This window comes from Acinetobacter sp. N1-1 (genome assembly GCF_056711485.1).
Genome location: NZ_JBWXUO010000012.1, coordinates 1,663,193 through 1,680,342 on the forward strand (window position 1 = coordinate 1,663,193; position 17,150 = coordinate 1,680,342).

Annotated in this window: 20 protein-coding genes and 1 pseudogene; 1 reads left to right on the top strand and 20 read right to left on the bottom strand. The window is 35.8% G+C overall.

Translation table 11 applies throughout. From position 1 onward, the window contains the following. Positions 1 to 33 precede the first annotated feature (33 nt). Together AC1MPL_RS08225 and AC1MPL_RS08230 are read right to left on the bottom strand one after the other, a co-directional pair. On the bottom strand, positions 34 to 903 hold the full coding sequence (locus tag AC1MPL_RS08225) for an SDR family oxidoreductase (RefSeq protein WP_479765350.1): 870 nt from the start codon (positions 901 to 903) through the stop codon (positions 34 to 36). A gap of 252 nt (positions 904 to 1,155) precedes the next feature. Then, positions 1,156 to 1,500: pseudogene (locus AC1MPL_RS08230) on the bottom strand (isochorismatase family protein); the annotation flags it as partial. Between the two features lie 33 nt (positions 1,501 to 1,533). Between AC1MPL_RS08230 and AC1MPL_RS08235 the strand changes: the two are divergent. Then, a complete protein-coding gene (locus AC1MPL_RS08235; protein WP_479765351.1) occupies positions 1,534 to 1,848 on the top strand; it encodes an AsnC family protein in 315 nt (104 codons plus the stop codon). Here AC1MPL_RS08235 and AC1MPL_RS08240 read toward each other — a convergent pair. From AC1MPL_RS08240 to msbA, 18 genes are all read right to left on the bottom strand, one after another. Next, entirely contained in the window at positions 1,845 to 2,504 is a 660-nt protein-coding gene (locus tag AC1MPL_RS08240; protein WP_479765352.1) for an SOS response-associated peptidase family protein, read from the bottom strand. The genes AC1MPL_RS08235 and AC1MPL_RS08240 overlap by 4 nt on opposite strands. Before the next feature lie 54 nt (positions 2,505 to 2,558). Further along, positions 2,559 to 3,650, bottom strand: a complete 1,092-nt coding sequence (gene zapE / locus AC1MPL_RS08245; RefSeq protein WP_479765354.1) for a cell division protein ZapE — start codon at positions 3,648 to 3,650, stop codon at positions 2,559 to 2,561. A gap of 70 nt (positions 3,651 to 3,720) precedes the next feature. Then, the gene (gene pyrF, locus AC1MPL_RS08250) at positions 3,721 to 4,404 is read right to left on the bottom strand and encodes an orotidine-5'-phosphate decarboxylase (RefSeq protein WP_479765355.1); all 684 of its coding nucleotides are present in this window, start codon (positions 4,402 to 4,404) and stop codon (positions 3,721 to 3,723) included. Between the two features lie 34 nt (positions 4,405 to 4,438). Further along, positions 4,439 to 4,801 (bottom strand): LapA family protein, encoded by a 363-nt coding sequence (locus AC1MPL_RS08255; protein WP_023272082.1) that lies wholly within the window; start codon positions 4,799 to 4,801, stop codon positions 4,439 to 4,441. Positions 4,802 to 4,829: 28 nt separating this feature from the next. Then, on the bottom strand, positions 4,830 to 5,135 hold the full coding sequence (locus AC1MPL_RS08260) for an integration host factor subunit beta (RefSeq protein WP_479765356.1): 306 nt from the start codon (positions 5,133 to 5,135) through the stop codon (positions 4,830 to 4,832). 156 nt (positions 5,136 to 5,291) lie between these two features. Then, positions 5,292 to 6,965 carry a 30S ribosomal protein S1 gene (gene rpsA, locus AC1MPL_RS08265; protein WP_479765357.1) on the bottom strand — a complete coding sequence of 558 codons (1,674 nt, stop codon included), beginning with the start codon at positions 6,963 to 6,965 and terminating at the stop codon, positions 5,292 to 5,294. A gap of 105 nt (positions 6,966 to 7,070) precedes the next feature. Further along, positions 7,071 to 7,757 carry a (d)CMP kinase gene (gene cmk / locus AC1MPL_RS08270; protein WP_479765358.1) on the bottom strand — a complete coding sequence of 229 codons (687 nt, stop codon included), beginning with the start codon at positions 7,755 to 7,757 and terminating at the stop codon, positions 7,071 to 7,073. A 45-nt stretch (positions 7,758 to 7,802) separates the two neighbouring features. Further along, positions 7,803 to 8,297: a tRNA adenosine(34) deaminase TadA gene (gene tadA, locus AC1MPL_RS08275; RefSeq protein ID WP_479765359.1), complete on the bottom strand. Its 495-nt coding sequence runs from the start codon at positions 8,295 to 8,297 to the stop codon at positions 7,803 to 7,805. Then, complete coding sequence (locus tag AC1MPL_RS08280; RefSeq protein ID WP_479765361.1) at positions 8,297 to 9,418, bottom strand: enoyl-CoA hydratase/isomerase family protein; 1,122 nt, start codon at positions 9,416 to 9,418, stop codon at positions 8,297 to 8,299. Before AC1MPL_RS08280 ends, tadA begins: the two co-directional genes overlap by 1 nt. Next, positions 9,415 to 10,128, bottom strand: a complete 714-nt coding sequence (ung, locus tag AC1MPL_RS08285) for a uracil-DNA glycosylase (RefSeq protein WP_479765362.1) — start codon at positions 10,126 to 10,128, stop codon at positions 9,415 to 9,417. Before ung ends, AC1MPL_RS08280 begins: the two co-directional genes overlap by 4 nt. Before the next feature lie 23 nt (positions 10,129 to 10,151). Further along, positions 10,152 to 10,751: a 6-pyruvoyl trahydropterin synthase family protein gene (locus AC1MPL_RS08290; protein WP_479765364.1), complete on the bottom strand. Its 600-nt coding sequence runs from the start codon at positions 10,749 to 10,751 to the stop codon at positions 10,152 to 10,154. A gap of 98 nt (positions 10,752 to 10,849) precedes the next feature. Then, positions 10,850 to 11,449, bottom strand: a complete 600-nt coding sequence (locus AC1MPL_RS08295) for a TetR/AcrR family transcriptional regulator (RefSeq protein ID WP_479765366.1) — start codon at positions 11,447 to 11,449, stop codon at positions 10,850 to 10,852. A gap of 26 nt (positions 11,450 to 11,475) precedes the next feature. Further along, positions 11,476 to 12,249 carry a TatD family hydrolase gene (locus AC1MPL_RS08300; protein ID WP_479765367.1) on the bottom strand — a complete coding sequence of 258 codons (774 nt, stop codon included), beginning with the start codon at positions 12,247 to 12,249 and terminating at the stop codon, positions 11,476 to 11,478. 15 nt (positions 12,250 to 12,264) lie between these two features. Next, positions 12,265 to 12,600: a PilZ domain-containing protein gene (locus tag AC1MPL_RS08305; RefSeq protein WP_479765368.1), complete on the bottom strand. Its 336-nt coding sequence runs from the start codon at positions 12,598 to 12,600 to the stop codon at positions 12,265 to 12,267. A gap of 44 nt (positions 12,601 to 12,644) precedes the next feature. Continuing rightward, a complete protein-coding gene (locus AC1MPL_RS08310; protein ID WP_479765370.1) occupies positions 12,645 to 13,634 on the bottom strand; it encodes a DNA polymerase III subunit delta' in 990 nt (329 codons plus the stop codon). Positions 13,635 to 13,645: 11 nt separating this feature from the next. Further along, positions 13,646 to 14,398, bottom strand: a complete 753-nt coding sequence (kdsB, locus tag AC1MPL_RS08315) for a 3-deoxy-manno-octulosonate cytidylyltransferase (protein WP_479765372.1) — start codon at positions 14,396 to 14,398, stop codon at positions 13,646 to 13,648. Between the two features lie 12 nt (positions 14,399 to 14,410). Then, positions 14,411 to 15,418 carry a tetraacyldisaccharide 4'-kinase gene (gene lpxK, locus AC1MPL_RS08320; RefSeq protein WP_479765374.1) on the bottom strand — a complete coding sequence of 336 codons (1,008 nt, stop codon included), beginning with the start codon at positions 15,416 to 15,418 and terminating at the stop codon, positions 14,411 to 14,413. 5 nt (positions 15,419 to 15,423) lie between these two features. Further along, positions 15,424 to 17,148 (bottom strand): lipid A export permease/ATP-binding protein MsbA, encoded by a 1,725-nt coding sequence (msbA, locus tag AC1MPL_RS08325; protein ID WP_479765375.1) that lies wholly within the window; start codon positions 17,146 to 17,148, stop codon positions 15,424 to 15,426. Between the last annotated feature and the right edge of the window lie 2 nt (positions 17,149 to 17,150).

Sequence of the window (17,150 nt, forward strand, 5' to 3'; positions counted from 1 at the left end):
CACTCTCATCCTGTTATTTTTATAGTTTTATAATTAACCACCTACCATCATACCGCCATTTGGATGAATCGTTTGACCCGAAATAAATGATGAATCTTGGCTTGCTAAAAACACATATGCAGGCCCTAACTCACTCGGCTGACCACAACGTCCAATTGGTGTATCAGAACCAAAGTTTTCCATACTTTCGGGGTCGACTTGTCCCCATGTTGCAGGCTGTAATGGTGTCCAAACAGGACCCGGCGCAACAGCATTTACCCGAATACCTCTGCTCACGACTTGGTTTGACAGAGCACGCGTAAAGGAAATAATTGCACCTTTTGTTGCTGAATAATCAACAAGTGCTTTTGGTCCAACATATGCATTGACTGATGCTGTATTAATGATTGTATCGCCAGCAGAAAGCTGTGGTAAAAGGGCTTTTGTTAAATAGAATATGGCATGAATATTAATGGCAAAAGTATCAAGCCACTGCTCATCAGAAAGTGTCGCTAAATCTTCATTAGGGAATTGTGTTCCTGCATTATTTACCAAAATATTTATTTTTTTGAAATCCAATAATACATCTTGTATAAGTTTTTTACATGCTTCACTACTTCTTAAATCGACAGGGTAAATTTTACAATTACCTCCTATATCTTCAATCCATGATTTTACCCATTCAGCATCTTTTTTCTCTACCTCTGTGTCTAGACATGTAATAGCAACTGTTGCACCTTCTTTCGCAAAATGTAAGGCAACCGAGCGACCAATACCGCTATCACCTCCTGTAATAAGTGCAACTTTTCCCTGTAGCTTATGGCTACCCAAGTAGCTTTCATGAATAAACTCTGCATGAGGTTTTAACTGTTCATCACTTCCTGGCAATTCTTGTTGTTGTGCATGTATATCAAATTTATTCATTTTGAATCATCCATTATTATTTCATGAATAAATAATATTCGAATAATGTGAGTCCAATTGCTTAGAATATGTTTTATAATTTTACTGTGTTGTAATTTTTATCATTTTTATGTTTAAAAAAATTCATTATTATTTAGATAAACTTAACTTTAACCCCACATAAAAAGCATAAAATGAGTTTTTTGTGGAGTTAATTATTTAGATAATCTTAAATATAATATTTATGATGTTCTTCTTACCTTAAAAAGAAACTTATTCATTTTCTAAAAATTTATTCGTAGACAAAATCTTAGAAAAATTCATTAAAGCGCATAAATAAGCAGTTTGTACATCTATTGCTTGAACTTTTTTACCATTAGGACTCACTAAATCTCTTGTTGCAGTTGCATCATGAATAAGTAAATTATTAAAACCATATTCTTTGGCTGCCCTTGTTGTCGAGTCAATACACATATGTGTCATCATACCTGTAATTACTAGTGTTTCTATCTCATGAGCTTTTAAAATTTCAAGTAAGTTCGTTTTAAAAAAGCTATTTGGATATTGCTTTTCAACAATAATTGCTTTACCACCTATATTTAAATTATATCGCAAGACTCGCGATTAACACATAAAGAACTAGGCGAGCAGGTGCATCGTACTGGGCAAGCTGTAGGTGCTAGAGTACAACGCTTAATAGATATTGGTATTATTGAAAAATATACAATACAAATTCATGCTTCTGAGCAGCAGTTTATTAGGATTTTTCTAAAATCGCCATTATCCAAAGAATTAGAAGAAAAGATATATTCCAACCAAAAGATTCAATCATTTGATAAAACTTCTGGTCATGCATGTTATATAATTATCAGTCACTTTACACATACAGAACTTAATACATTTTTAGAAAATATTTCAGATGTTGCAAGCTATACCGTTGAATCTGTAGTAATGAAAAAATTCTAACCAAACATATTCAATTGAGGTGTTTCTTTCACTATTTTTTCTTTTGGTACATGTGAACACTCAAACTCATTTACGGGAAATCCTTCTATAAAGCTTGAAATATTTATAGTCTTTAATGTAAGCCATTCATAGAGACGATGATGTGGAATAACAATGACGGATCGCTTTACATTTCCCGGCTCATGAAAATCTTTCATCATTGGATGGTCTATAGCATCCATAGTGAGCATTGTGCTAGATCGTATAATCTTTTCATTTATTTGACATATTTCATAAAGTGCTGCAATAAAAAAAGCTTGCCCATCTTTACGTCTTACACCCCATCTCTGAGCTTTTCCATCTATATATTTACTTTCATAAAATTCAGTAACGGGAATAACGCCAAACTTATTACGTTGCAAAGCCTGTTGAAAACTCGGTTTTTGCAATAAGGTTTCTTGCCGAGCATTATATGTCTTCTTAGCAATTTGTTCATATGTTGCCCATTTAGGGACTAAACCAAATAGTACTTCTCTCCACTCAAAGCCACGACCTGAATGGAATAAAAATGGCAACTCACCCATCGGATATACTTCATCAGGATACGGGAACGTAATTGCTGGCAACCCAAGTTCTTCTATCTGCAAGCATGTAATTGGTTTAAAATTAGCACACATTAAAAAAATACCGAAACCCTAAATTTAATCGTAAAAAACTCTAAATAGCTTATGTTAGCCTACTTTATGTGTGGCATTTAAGTAGTCATCAGACTGCATTTCTAATAATCTAGATCGTGTTCTTTCAATCTCAAATGCAAGCTTTTCCCCCTGATACAAATTAATAATTGAATCATCCGAAGTTAATAATAACTTAACACCTCGATCATAGAATTCATCAACTAAATAAATAAATCTTCTTGTTGCATCATTCAAATTATCAGTTAAATGAGGTACATCACTTAATAAAACTGTTTTATATCTATTTGCAATTTCGATAAAATCAGATGGACTTCTAGGCTGCAAACATAGCTCAGAAAAGTGACACCATAATACATCATCACTTAAGCCAAGTGTTTTTACTTGACGATTATTTATTTCTATGACTTCATTTGATTCTTTTTGTGACTGTGTTAATGCATTAAACCTTTCTTGAATCCACAGTTTAGATTCTTCATTTAATGGAGTCTTAAATAATTGTGCTTGTTTAAGTATTCTCAATCTATAATCTACGCCAGCATCTACGTTAAGGATATGGCAGTTGCTTTTCACCATTTCAATCGTTGGTAAAAATCTATCTCTGTGCAATCCATCCTTATATAACCCATCAGGTGCAATATTTGATGTTGCAATCAGTGTTAATCCCCGTTGAAAAAGCTTCTGAAACAGATCACTAAGGATCATTGCATCGGGTACATTAGATACAAAAAATTCATCAAAACAAATCACTGTCGCATCATTATGAATTTGATCTGCCACAATATCCAAAGGGTTCTGTTTTCCCGTATGTTTATGAAGTTCTTTATGAACATACTGCATAAAATGATGAAAATGTAATCTTATTTTTTTCTCTAATGGTAATGTTTCAAAAAAACGATCCATTAGCCAAGTTTTTCCTCTCCCTACACCTCCCCACATATACACACCCATTGGATAACTTTTTTTCTTAAAGAAAGAAAAGAAGCTTTTAGATGTATTTTCTTGTTCTATAAGTTGATGCCATACAATATCAAGTGCTTTTACTGCATTTTCTTGTGCTTCATCTGCAATAAACAGCCCTGATGCAATTGCATCCTCATAACAAGCTATAGGGGATAATATTTTCATAAATCAATTCTTTAAATTAAACAATCCATTGTCTAAAAAGCCCACATAAAAGTGGGCTTAACAATCTACCTCAGGCAATAGAATTTAGTATGTTTACCAAAGTCTGCCCTGGATTTTCTGACTGAGTAATAGGACGACCAATTACTAAATGTGTAGCACCATTTTCTATGGCTTGCTTTGGCGTAACAATTCTTTTTTGATCATCTGTATTTGTACCTACAGGACGAATTCCAGGTGTAACCAATGAAAAATCTGAACCAAGTTCATCATGTAAAAAAGTTGCTTCCTGTGCAGAGCATACTACACCATCTAAACCTGAATCTTTTGTAAGTCGTGCTAAACGTCTTACATGATCCATAGGATTAACATCTAAACCTATTTCTCTTAAATCTTCTTGTTCCATAGAAGTAAGCACGGTCACAGCAATAAGCTGTGTTTGGTAATTACCATTTTTTAAACGCTCAACACAGGTTTCCATCATTTTTCGGCCACCTGATGCATGAACATTAACCATCCACACACCCAAATCAGCAGCTGCACAAACAGCTTGCGCCGTTGTATTTGGAATGTCATGAAACTTTAAATCTAGGAATACATCAAAACCACGTTGATGAAGTGATTTAACAACCTGTGGCCCTTCATGTGTAAATAGCTCCTTGCCAACTTTTAATCGGCAAAGCTGAGGGTCAAGCTGATCTGCTAACGTTAAAGCATCTTTTTCACTTTTTGCATCTAAGGCAACAATAATACTCAAAGGTTTAGCCCTAACTAAATAATATCAAAGCCCATTATAATGGGCTTTGATTGTTTGAGTTAATATCTAATACAGTTTTTTCATGTCGAGTTTGAGCAACTGCATCTGCTGCGGCAGTTTTTGCAATTTCAATTTGCTCTTTTCTTAAACGTTCAATTTCTTTATGCAAGCGTTTAATTTCCCAACGGTTCTGAAAAACTCGGAATACTTGAACACCAAGCAACAAGCCAATTGCAACACCTAGCGCTAATGTAATTAAAACAAGTAACCCTAAGCGCATTTCAGGAATATCATGGGTAAACCATAAATCCACAGTAACAGGTGTACTATTTATAAGAACAAGCCCCAAAGAGTATGCAAATATGACGATCAATAAAATAATTAGTATAAAGCGCATCATAATTTCACCATGCTTATTTTAAATTTTAGTTATTTAGAGAATCATTTACTGCATCTCTTAGGGCTTTTCCTGGCTTAAAGTGTGGTACAGCCTTTGCAGCAACTTCAACAGACTTACCTGTTTTAGGATTACGCCCAACACGAGGATCACGGTGATGTAATGCAAAACTGCCAAAACCACGAATTTCTATACGATTATCAGAGGATAATGTATCGATCATTTGATCAATCATGATCTTAACCGCTTCCTCCACCAAAGGTTCTGCAAGATGGGGGTTTTTTAAAGCAATTCGTTGTATTAAATCAGATTTATTTAGTGCTTCTATAGTCATCTATGACCTCATTGATTTCTAGCGACTTTTATTTGTAAGTTTATAATAACCTGTTTAAATACAAAACGGTAGCGTAGTAAGTCTATACTACACTACCGTTTACAGTAATTAACCAATAAAGTATCAATTAGTTACACTAATATCAACTTTTTTGAATTACTTCATTTGTGCTTTAATTAAGTCACCAATTGTCTTAGGACCTTTGTCTTGAGACGAATTAGTTTGGCGTAAGTTAGCAACAGCCTCACGTTGTTCAGCTTCATCTTTCGCTTTAACAGAAAGGTTAATTGTACGTGACTTACGGTCAACGTTTACAATTTTAGCTTCAACTTCTTGACCAACTTCTAGAAGTTTAGTTGCATCTTCAACGCGATCATGGTTGATTTCAGAAGCTTTCAATTGAGCTTCAACTTCGTCAGCTAGTTTAACAGTAGCGCCACGTGCATCAACTGCAGTGATTGTACCTTTAACCAACGCACCACGTTCGTTTGTAGCCAGGAAGTCATTGAATGGATCGCTATTTAACTGCTTGATACCTAAGCTGATACGGTTACCTTCAGCATCTACAGAAAGAATAACTGCTTCAACAGTGTCACCTTTCTTGTAACGACGAATAGCTTCTTCGCCTTGCTCGTTCCAAGAAATGTCAGATAAGTGAACTAGACCATCGATACCACCTGGTAGACCGATGAAGATACCGAAGTCAGTGATAGATTTAATCGTACCAGAAACTTTCTCACCTTTGTCATGGTTCTTAGCAAACTCTTCCCATGGGTTAGCACGAGTTTGTTTAATACCAAGAGAAATGCGACGACGTTCTTCATCAACTTCAAGAACCATAACATCAACTTCATCACCAATCTGAACAACTTTAGATGGGTGGATGTTTTTGTTTGTGTGATCCATTTCTGAAACGTGTACAAGACCTTCTACACCTTCAGCAATTTCAGCAAAGCAACCGTAGTCAGTTAAGTTAGTTACACGTGCTTTAACAATTGAACCTTTAGGGTAACGGCTCATGATTGCTAACCATGGATCTTCACCAAGTTGTTTAAGACCTAGTGATACACGGTTACGCTCGCGGTCAAACTTAAGTACTTTAACTGTAACTTCTTGACCAACTTCAACAACTTCAGAAGGATGCTTGATACGTTTCCAAGCCATATCTGTAATGTGAAGAAGACCATCAATACCGCCAAGATCAACGAAAGCGCCGTAGTCAGTAAGGTTTTTAATTGTACCTGTAACTGTTTGACCTTCTTCAAGTTGAGCAAGTAATGCTTCACGGTCAGCTGAAGATTCAGCTTCCATTACTGCACGACGAGATACAACAACGTTGTTACGTTTAGCATCAAGTTTGATTACTTTGAACTCTAACTCTTTACCTTCAAGGTGAGTTGTGTCACGGATTGGACGAGTATCTACCAATGAACCTGGTAAGAATGCACGAACAGGACCGATGTCAACAGTGAAACCGCCTTTAACTTTACCAGAGATAACACCAGTAACGATTTCGCCATCTTCAAAGATTTTTTCAAGTTTAGTCCAAGTTTCAGCACGCTTCGCTTTTTCACGTGATAGAACTGTTTGACCCATGCCGTTGTCAAGTGCTTCAACAACAACATCTACATTATCACCAACTTGAACTTCTAGCTCACGTTGGTCATTTAAGAATTCTGCACGGTCAACAATACCTTCTGATTTAAGGCCAGTGTCAACAGTTACCCAGTCAGAATCGATGTTTACAACAACACCTTGGATGACTGCACCCTTTTCAACGTTTAAGTTTAATTCGCTTTCTTCAAAGAGGGCTGCAAAAGATTCGGTCATGATATACCTGATAAAGTCAGCGGTCTTGGATCAGTCAAGGCCGGTTTAGTTACGTTTATACACTATCTACTAAGTTACTGATCGAGCAGTATACAAACTAATTCGTTACGCTAACAAGCTATCGATATATTGCTTCATGATTTGAAACACTTCATCAATAGTTAGTTCTGAACTATCAATGATATATGCATCTGAAGCTGGCTTCAACGGCGCGACTTCACGCTCCGTATCTCGCTTATCTCTAGCTTCTATGTTGGCTAAAATGGCAGATATTTTAGCATCAATACCCATTCCCTGCAACTGGTTATATCGACGTGTTGCTCGAGATTTGGCAGATGCTGTTAAATATATCTTTGCAATTGCATTTGGAAATACTACAGTTCCCATATCTCGACCATCTGCAACAAGACCTGGTGTTTGTACAAAAGCATAGTGACGGCTTAATAGAGCCTGTCTTAACTCCTGAACAACTGCAACTTTAGATGCATATTCACCCACTTGTTCAGTTCGAATTAGCTTTGTTACATCTTCACCATTTAAGACTACAAGTACCCCTTGTTCTGTTGGATTAAACTGAATATCCAAGCTTTTTGCAATTTCAATACAGATTTTTAAATTCTCTGCATCAGTTAAAGTATCTAAACGATTCTCTTTCACTAGCGCCAAACCTAAAAGGCGATATAATGCACCTGAATCAAGTAAGTGATATTGATAATGAGCCGCTATTTTTGCAGCAAGTGTTCCTTTACCTGATCCGCTTGGACCATCAATAGTAATAATATGTGTTGTCATAAGTTCTATTTCCAAAATACTTAGGCTATTCTAAATAATAAAAAATTATTTTTTCCGTTCTAGTTTCTTATGTTCACGGCGCATTTTAAAAAAATTACTAAGTTGTGTAGAACACTCTCGCCCCATACACCCATATTGAAAATCAAATTTATGATTATAATAACCTTCATCTAATAAAGCCCGAGCACTTATTAATGCACCTGCTTTATGCTCAGGGGTTGCAAAAATAACTTTACTTATTCTTGCATGAATCAGTGCACCAACACACATCGTACAAGGCTCTAATGTCACATAAAGCACAGCATCTTTAGGTAATCTATAATTTTGAATATTCTTACAAGCATCTTGAATTGCAAGAATTTCAGCATGTGCTGTAGGGTCATGAGAGGTTATCAGTTGGTTTCGGCCTATGCCAAGTAGCTTATGCTCACTTACAATAACAGCACCTACAGGAACTTCCTGACTATTTGCAGCAATTTCTGCTTGCTCAAAAGCAAGCTGCATCCACTGAAAATCTTCTACACTAAACTCTTCGTTCATTAAATAATATCGTACTGCTTTAGCAGAGTATTCCAACTTTCAATCGTAGTCACAGGTGGACACGAAGCAAGAATACCCATAAGTGTATATTCTTTAATTGCTTGCCATTGAGGAGATAAATCCTTATCTATAAGACGTGCTCGAACACCCTCTACAAAATCTAAATGTCTAATCTTCCATGCAGAAATTTCTTTCTCTAAAGCAAAAACTTCAGCCCATGAGTGCCCTTGACGCCCCCATTTCCACAATAACCAAGTAATAGCAACTGTTGCAGGAGATCCTTTTTGTAGGTTCTCACTTGCTTGCCTTAGCCAATCACTTCTTGCTTCACTTAAGCCAACAATAGCGTCATAGTCTTGTTCAAAATGATGCCCACGACAAACCATATGTATTGCGTCCAATGAACTTTGTAATGGCCCAACAGCAACAGGACAGTGCATACTATTTAGAACATCATCTAATGCTCTAAACTTTCCAGCAGGATAGTCTTCCCAGCAAATATTTAGAAGCTTATTCAGTACAACTTCCCTACTTGCCTCACAAATATGTGTTGCCCAGCCAATTGCATATGCACCTGCCGATGTCATAATAGAGCCTGTTAACCCAGTAAATAAGCCAATTGAGCCTCTATCTGCAAGGAAACGGCTTGCACCAACATCTGGATACAAACCAATATTAATTTCAGGCATTGCAAGACGAGAGTTAGGCGTAACAAGCCTAAATGGTGCTGCCATAAACAAACCAAGCCCACCACCCATTACATAACCTTCACCCCATACAACAATAGGTTTAATATAGCTATGTAACAGCAAGTCTAATGCATACTCTTTCTCAAAAAAGCTTTCTGCACTAATCTCATCATCTTCAAGTATGAGCTGTCTTAGTTTTCTAACATCACCACCTGCACAAAATGCCTTTGGTGTTGTTGAATCAAACCATATTGCACTTACCTGCTCATCATATTGGAAGTCAGTAAAAATTTGTGTAAGTGCCGTAACTAAAGAAATATCTAGTGCATGTAAGGTTTTCGGTCGATTTAAACGAATCGTCACCCAACCATTAATATGCTTTTCGACCAAAATGTCGTTATGGTAATGACACAATTCTATGGCTTTTATCATATATCTAGCTGCCAACAAATAGGTTGCATATTATTTTTTTCAAGGTAGCTGTTTGTCTTTGAAAATACTTTACAGCCAAAAAACCCGCCTCGATTTGCTGCTAAAGGAGATGGGTGTGCAGCCGTTAAAACAAGATGTTTGTCTCGTAAAATACGCTGCCCTTTACGCTGAGCATAAGCACCCCACAAAATAAATACAATATTCTCTTTTGTCTCGTTAAGTATATCAATAATATAGTCTGTAAAATCTTCCCAGCCCTGTTTTTGATGTGATGTGGGCTGTCCAGCTGCAACAGTTAAAACACTATTTAGCAATAATACACCTTGGTTAGCCCAGCTCGTAAGATCGCCATGTTTTGATGGTTCCACCCCCAAATCTGTATTGAGTTCATGAAAAATATTACGCAAAGATGGTGGTATAGCAATACCTTTTTGCACAGAAAAGCTCAAACCGTGTGCTTGATTTGGCCCATGATATGGGTCTTGACCTAAAATAACAACTTTCACATTATTTAGTGGCGTTAAATTCAATGCATTAAAAATAAGATGGCTTGGTGGATAAACAACAGTTTCCGCCTTTTTTTCTTCTAACAAAAATTGGCGTAAATGATCCATTTTAGGACCAATTAGAAAATCTTGTAGCGCCTCTTTCCAAAGCGGCTCTAGTTGTACTTTATCTAACTTCTGTTGTTGCTGTTGCGTCAATGACATTGAAAAACCGTATACCTATAAATTTATGATGTTTGTACTTGAAGTTCAACTTCAGGGTTATTAAATATTTGACCAGTTTTTAACTTTTCACACATTTCAGGGTCATTCCACTCTACTTGGATTTGTTCTGAAAACTGAATCTCATTTAAACTCAATATGCCCATTTGTGCATTTTCAATATCTTCAATAAAGCTCTGTGCATATCCTGTATCTGTTTCATGTACGATAACGGAATACACTTCAACATCACCTTCACCATTTTGGGTTTTGGTAGCATTCAACACTTGTTGTGCTAAATAAAAGAAAATACGTGAAAACTGTTCTGCAGATGGAGAAACAGGCAAGCTTACCCATCTTGCACTAAACTGTTGGCATGCTTGAATATACTCTTTACTGTCTTTATCCCAGAAGCAAATTGCATGATCAAAGCTATCAAAAAGATCTTTAATAACACCTTTCAATAAGCCAAAATCATATACCATCTGACCATGATCTAATCTGTGTGCTTTTAATAAAAGTTCTACTTTATAACTATGACCATGAATCGAACGTTTACAACGATCTGAGGTACAATTTCGAACAATATGAGCATTCTCAAATTTAAATAGCTTGCGAATTAACATGGCTCAACACCCTCACTCAATCGTGTAAAACAATTCATTATTATAAATGAATTTTTATATTTTTCCTAAGAGATAGATTTCGATCATCATAAACTGATTTAGCGATGTATTTTAGGAATCTCTAAAACTTGCTTAACATATGCTTTTTTAAGCGTTTCTCTGGATCCTAGATATCGCTGATAAAAGCTAGAATTTAGTAACATGGATGCACCATAGACTAAAGACCAAACCAATGCAATATAATCCCTTGAAGATACTTTACTTTGCTCTTCTGCCAAATAAACATCTATGGAAAGTAATATCATTTTTAAACGCTGCTTACGTATCTGATATAGCTTTGCAAATAAATTTTGCAACCCAATTGTGCTAGTCGCTAGCTTCTCTTCTAGCAAATGATACAACACCGTTTTTTCCGAGTTATTTAAATGATATAAAACAAAAAACTCAATTTTTTCTGAAAACTTTTTATGTTCTTGGGCAATAAGTTGTGCTAATAAGCTTTTTTCATAAGCAAAAAGTAGCAACATATATAATTCATTTTTACTTTTAAAATGCTTATATAGTGTACCTTTTGCAATATCCAATTCAGCTGCAAGGAGATCAAGGGTAAATCCTGTTTCCCCATTTTCTAATAAAATTTTCTCAGCCACCCGAAAAATAGTAACTTCTCTTTCCTGAAACTGAGTTTGCCGATCCATCTTAAACCCTGCAATCTGTATAGTATTTATATTCTTTTCAATAAATTTTCAAAATTTTGTGTGGTAATTTGACCAATTTCTTCTTTACTTAAACCATACACTGCTGCAAGGGCCGCTGCGACATGTGGCACGTATTTAGGTTCATTACTTTTCCCTCTAAAAGGAACAGGTGCCAAATATGGGCTATCGGTTTCAATGAGAAGACGATCCAATGGTATATGCTTTGCAACATCTCTTAAATCTTGGGCATTTTTAAATGAAATAATGCCAGAAAAAGAAACGTAATATCCACTATCTAGTACTGCTTTTGCAGTCGATAAATCCTCTGTGAAACAGTGCAAAATCCCATGCTCAGATTTTTCTGCACGAATAATATCTAAGGTATCTGAACGTGATGCTCTTGTATGTACCACAACAGGTTTACCAACTTGTTGTGATGCATGTATATGGCGAGCAAAACAAGCTTTTTGCTCGTCAACAAAATCTTGACTATGATAGTAGTCTAGCCCTGTTTCACCCAATGCCCATACATTGTCATTTGTAGCGAGCTGAACTAAATATTCAACAGAAGCACGCTTCATAACCGCTGGATCTTCGCAAGGGTGAACCCCCACACTATAGCCAACATCATCATGACGGCATGCAATCTTATCTAGTGCAATATAATCATCTATATCGACAGAGATGCCCATAAACTTTGTCACACCAGCTTGTCTTGCTTGTGCAAGTGCTTCATCCAAACTATCATTATAAGGAGTTAAATCCAACATAGTTAAATGACAATGGGTATCTGTAAACATATATGCTCCGTCTATTTAGATTGTATAGCTCATTTGCGTTGTTCTGCCTGCTAAGAGCTTTTCAGCTTCCGCCTTGTAATAAACACCTTTGTCTCCAGAAAGTTGAATTGCAAAACCTTGTGGCTTTAGACCTGTCTGTCTCTGGTTAATCCAGACAATTTTTCCCGTTAAAGGAATTTTCTGCTTTCGCTCAGGTAATGTTGCAAGCACAAAACACTCTTGACCAAGCCTTACTTCCTGCTTCGAAGCCACAAATAAGCCACCATCTACAATGAATGGCATATAACTCGCCTGTAGCATTGCTCGGTCTGTAATATTAACTTGTAAAATTCCACCCATACCTGTTTGCATTATAGTTTCCCCAATAAAAATAAATAAACCACAAAGTATATAGTCTATTTTACATTTAACAGTAATACAAATAGATCATCAATAATTAAATGTGCTTGAACATTCTGTTGAGTATAGTGCTTAGCTTTTTGTAGTGTTTCATAAATATTAAACAGTTGTTCTAATGTGTAATAGGTCGCAATTTTTTGAAAATCCAAATCAATATTACGTATTTTTTGTCCCAATTTGATTGCAACAAGGTCTACCAACAAATAGTCAAACATTTGCTCAAATTCAATAAAGCTAAGCTCCTTACTCCATTTTGTCGAATATTTCATAAGCATATTTTTCGTTTCTACAAGCGAATTCCAATCATCCAAAAACAATTGACGTTTCATTACCCACATTTCATCCTTAAAATGTAATGCTTGTAGTGGCATATCATTAGATAAATTTAATAAAAGATTTGCCTGTTGCTCACTTAAACTTTGGTCTTGATCCTGCATATATTTTTTTGCATCTTGCATTGAAATACGATCTAAAGCATATCGCTGTAATCGACTACGAATAGTTGCGGGCAACTTCAAAAAATGCTGAGTAACTAAAATAATTAAAACACGCTCTCCAGGCTCTTCCAATGTCTTTAACAGTGCATTAGCAGAGGCAATATTTAATGCATCTGCAGGTTGTATAACAATAACCCGCCATCCATCTACCGTTTGTTGAACAAAAGGTTGTAAATCTCGTATTTTTTCTATCTTAATTTGATTATTATTTTTTTTACTATCTTCATCATTCGAGATATATACATAGTTTGGATGCGTATCAGATTTCAACCATTGACAACTTACACACTTACCGCAAGCACTATATTGTTGTTTATCCGAACATAAAACCCATGCGACGAAGTGCTGGACAAAATCCATCTTGCCTGCACCAAATTTTCCATAAAATAAGATGCCATGCCCCACATTGGGAAATCTATTGACAAGCATTTCCCAAACAGGCTTCTGCCATGGATATACTTCATTTTGTTTAAAGAAATTCTCTGACATCTTCTCTCAGTTTATTGTGAAAACACTGATATATCCATCGCATTAATACGATCTAGATCTGCCTGAGTATCTACACCTGGCGGCAAGCTTTCTTGGGCAACATCAATCGCAATACGATGACCATTTTCAAGGACACGTAATTGCTCAAGAGATTCTAATTTTTCCAAATCGCCTTGTTGCCAAGTTACATATTCTTGTAAAAGTTTTACTCGGTAGGCATATAAGCCCAAATGACGCAACGCATGCTTATGTAATTCATGCTTCCCATCTCTCTCATATGGAATTGTTGCTCGGCTAAAGTAAAGCGCTTCTTTCTGATTAGATTTAACCACTTTTACAATACTATTTCTCTGAAACTCACTTATTTCAGAGATCTTTTCACAAAGTGTTGCCATTGAACAATGAGGTTTATCTTCAAGTAAAATAGCAACTTGCTGAATCAGTTTAGCTGGTAACAAAGGTTCATCACCTTGCACATTCACTACAATATCACTTGCGCTCCATCCTTTAATTTTAGCAACTTCACTTAAACGATCTGTTCCAGATGGATGTGATGATTTAGTTAAAATAACATCAATATCTTCTGCACGACAGATATCTACAATTTGTTGATGATCTGTTGCAACACAGATATCATCAAATCCTTCTACCTTTTTTGCTTGATCTACTACACGTAAAATCATTGCTCTACCATGTACTGGTAATAAAGGCTTACCTGGAAGACGTGTACTTGCAAAGCGTGCTGGAATAACAATGTGTTTCATCAGAACCTTTATCTAAATTTGAATATTTAATTGAGTTAGTTGTTGCTGTAAATGAGTATAACAGGCAGTAGAAAGTACAGCCTCAACAGGTAAAACCCATATTTCTCTTTTTCTAGATATGGCTTCACTCAGCAACAATTTAATTTTTACTGCATCTTTTTCTGTTGTAATAATTGGAAGACTATCCTCAAATTCTAGATCATGTACTGTATAGTCATAATGATCAGCAAAAGCATGTTTCGTAAAGCTAGATACACCACATTCCTGCAAGCTATGATAAAATCTTTCAGGGTAACCAATACCAACAACTGCATGAAATTTTTGCTTCGTATTAAAAACAGCATTTGACTTATTTAAACAATAAGGCTTCCCAACTTGTAGATACATACTTAACTCAACATTTGGCATAACTACAGGAAAATGTTGAATCACTGTACTATTTTCTAAGCGTTGTTTAGGCTCTCTTAAAAAACCTTCAGGTAAAAGTTTTTCATTTCCTAACCCTCGCTTACAGTCTAAAACAATCCACTCTAATTGGCGACCTAATGCCCAGTGTTGTAACCCATCATCACTAATAATAAGATCTAATTTTGGATATTTTTCCAGTAATAGCTCAATACTTTTTTGACGATTTGCTCCAACTGCCATAGGTATATTTGTTAGACTTACAATTAATGCTGGTTCATCTCCAACACGTTGTGCGGTATCTGTTGGCTGAACAATCGTGGGAAAAGGACCTTTCCCTCCATAGCCTCGACTAATCACACCTACATTAATATTCTTTTTACGTAAGTACTTAACAAGTGTGATTAATAAAGGGGTTTTCCCACTGCCACCAACTGTAATATTACCAATAACCATGACAGGTACAGGCGCAGTATAGATATCTTTCTTCCCTAATAGATAGCGCTGCTTATTATGGTTGAAGGCATACCCATACAAACAAGACAAAGGACGCAAAAGTACCAACCACTTTGACTGATTGTTCCAAGCCTCTTGTATCTTTTGCGCCAATGACATTTATACTATTCCTCAAAATTACGTTGGTGCAATTGATAATATGCACCACGCTTTTCAAGCAATTCTTCATGAGTACCTTGCTCGATAATACAACCATGATCCATAACAACAATAACATCGGCATTTTCAATTGTTGATAATCGATGTGCAATTACAATTGTCGTTCTTTCTTGCATCGCTTGTTCAAAAGCACGTTGAATAAAATGTTCAGACTCATTATCTAATGCACTTGTTGCTTCATCTAAAATAAGAATAGGTGCATTTTTCAAAATAGCACGTGCAATTGCAATACGCTGACGCTGACCACCAGATAAATTTAAACCTTGCGCACCCAATTTTGTTTCATAGCCATTTGGAAGCTCCGTAATGAAACTATGCGCATAGGCTGTTTTTGCTGCTGCAATAACATCTTCATCTGAAGCATTTTCTAGTTGACCATATGCAATATTTTCTTTCACTGTACGGTCAAATAAGAATACTTGCTGATTTACCATTGCAATTTGGCTACGCAAATAGTTTAACTCAATACTATCAATCGCTTGATCATCAAAATAAATATTACCCGTGGCCAAACCCTGAAATCTCGGCAATAAATTTACAAGTGATGATTTACCTGCACCCGAACGACCAACTAGCGCAATTGTTTGACCTTTTTTTACATCTAAATTGAAATTGTGAATAGCTTTCGAACCATCTGGATAAACTAGACTTACATTTTCAAATCGGATATTGCCGTTCAGTATTGGCTTAAGTGTTCCTTTATTTTCTTCTTCTGGAAGATCTAAAACTTCAAATACTGAATGGGCTGCAGCTAACCCTCTTTGTAACTTCTCATTTACTGTAGTCAAATTTTGAATTGGCTTACTCAACATACCCGCAGCAGTAATAAATGATACAAACTCAGCAGCAGAAGTATTACCTAAAATCTCTGGGCGTAATGCTAACCACATAATAATGGCCATAGAAAATGCCATAATAAGCTGCACTACAGGGGTATTTAGCACATTAACCACCAAAAGCTTCAACCCACGTTTCAGGCTTTCAAGTGAATGATAATATAATTTTCTTTCTTCTAATTTTTGCCCACAATAGCTTTTCACAACTGACTGTCCAAGGATTGATTCTTGAACCACATGGTTTACATCACCCATTTTCTCTTGGACTTGCAAAGAAAGCTTACGCATACGTTTTCCAGCTTTTCTTACTGCATATCCAATTATTGGCGCAACAAGAATAATTATCATTGTTAAACGCCAATTCTGATAAAATAGATATGAAAGCAAACCAATCGTAATAAAACCTTCCTTTAAAATCGTCTGTAAAGACTCAGAAGATGCTGCTGTAAGCTGTTCAATATTAAATAGAATTTTTGATGTAATATGCCCACTTGAGTTTTCTAAATAATAATTCGTAGGTAGACGCAAGAGTTTTGAGAAAACTTGTTCACGGATTGTAAAAATTAGATTTCTAGAAATTACTGCTGAAAAGTAATTACCTAGAAATGAACCAACACCTCTAACAAAAATAAGTAAAATAATTAAAAATGGAAATAATGACGTTTCATTATGGTTTTTATGTTGAATTGCATTAATGATGAATTCTAATAATTTAGCGATAGAAACTTCAGTTAATGCACTTAATGCAAAACCAATAAGAACAAATATTGCATATCCCCAATAAGGTTTCAGGTAAGCAAGTAAGCGAAAATAAATCTGAAAATCTTGTTTCACGA

Coding starts and splice junctions, on each gene's coding strand:
- AC1MPL_RS08225 (WP_479765350.1), bottom strand. CDS start 903: ATGAATAAATTTGATATACATGCACAACAACAAGAATTGCCAGGAAGT.
- AC1MPL_RS08240 (WP_479765352.1), bottom strand. CDS start 2,504: ATGTGTGCTAATTTTAAACCAATTACATGCTTGCAGATAGAAGAACTT.
- zapE (WP_479765354.1), bottom strand. CDS start 3,650: ATGAAAATATTATCCCCTATAGCTTGTTATGAGGATGCAATTGCATCA.
- AC1MPL_RS08255 (WP_023272082.1), bottom strand. CDS start 4,801: ATGCGCTTTATACTAATTATTTTATTGATCGTCATATTTGCATACTCT.
- AC1MPL_RS08260 (WP_479765356.1), bottom strand. CDS start 5,135: ATGACTATAGAAGCACTAAATAAATCTGATTTAATACAACGAATTGCT.
- rpsA (WP_479765357.1), bottom strand. CDS start 6,965: ATGACCGAATCTTTTGCAGCCCTCTTTGAAGAAAGCGAATTAAACTTA.
- cmk (WP_479765358.1), bottom strand. CDS start 7,757: ATGACAACACATATTATTACTATTGATGGTCCAAGCGGATCAGGTAAA.
- tadA (WP_479765359.1), bottom strand. CDS start 8,297: ATGAACGAAGAGTTTAGTGTAGAAGATTTTCAGTGGATGCAGCTTGCT.
- AC1MPL_RS08280 (WP_479765361.1), bottom strand. CDS start 9,418: ATGATAAAAGCCATAGAATTGTGTCATTACCATAACGACATTTTGGTC.
- ung (WP_479765362.1), bottom strand. CDS start 10,128: ATGTCATTGACGCAACAGCAACAACAGAAGTTAGATAAAGTACAACTA.
- AC1MPL_RS08290 (WP_479765364.1), bottom strand. CDS start 10,751: ATGTTAATTCGCAAGCTATTTAAATTTGAGAATGCTCATATTGTTCGA.
- AC1MPL_RS08295 (WP_479765366.1), bottom strand. CDS start 11,449: ATGGATCGGCAAACTCAGTTTCAGGAAAGAGAAGTTACTATTTTTCGG.
- AC1MPL_RS08300 (WP_479765367.1), bottom strand. CDS start 12,249: ATGTTTACAGATACCCATTGTCATTTAACTATGTTGGATTTAACTCCT.
- AC1MPL_RS08305 (WP_479765368.1), bottom strand. CDS start 12,600: ATGCAAACAGGTATGGGTGGAATTTTACAAGTTAATATTACAGACCGA.
- AC1MPL_RS08310 (WP_479765370.1), bottom strand. CDS start 13,634: ATGTCAGAGAATTTCTTTAAACAAAATGAAGTATATCCATGGCAGAAG.
- kdsB (WP_479765372.1), bottom strand. CDS start 14,398: ATGAAACACATTGTTATTCCAGCACGCTTTGCAAGTACACGTCTTCCA.
- lpxK (WP_479765374.1), bottom strand. CDS start 15,418: ATGTCATTGGCGCAAAAGATACAAGAGGCTTGGAACAATCAGTCAAAG.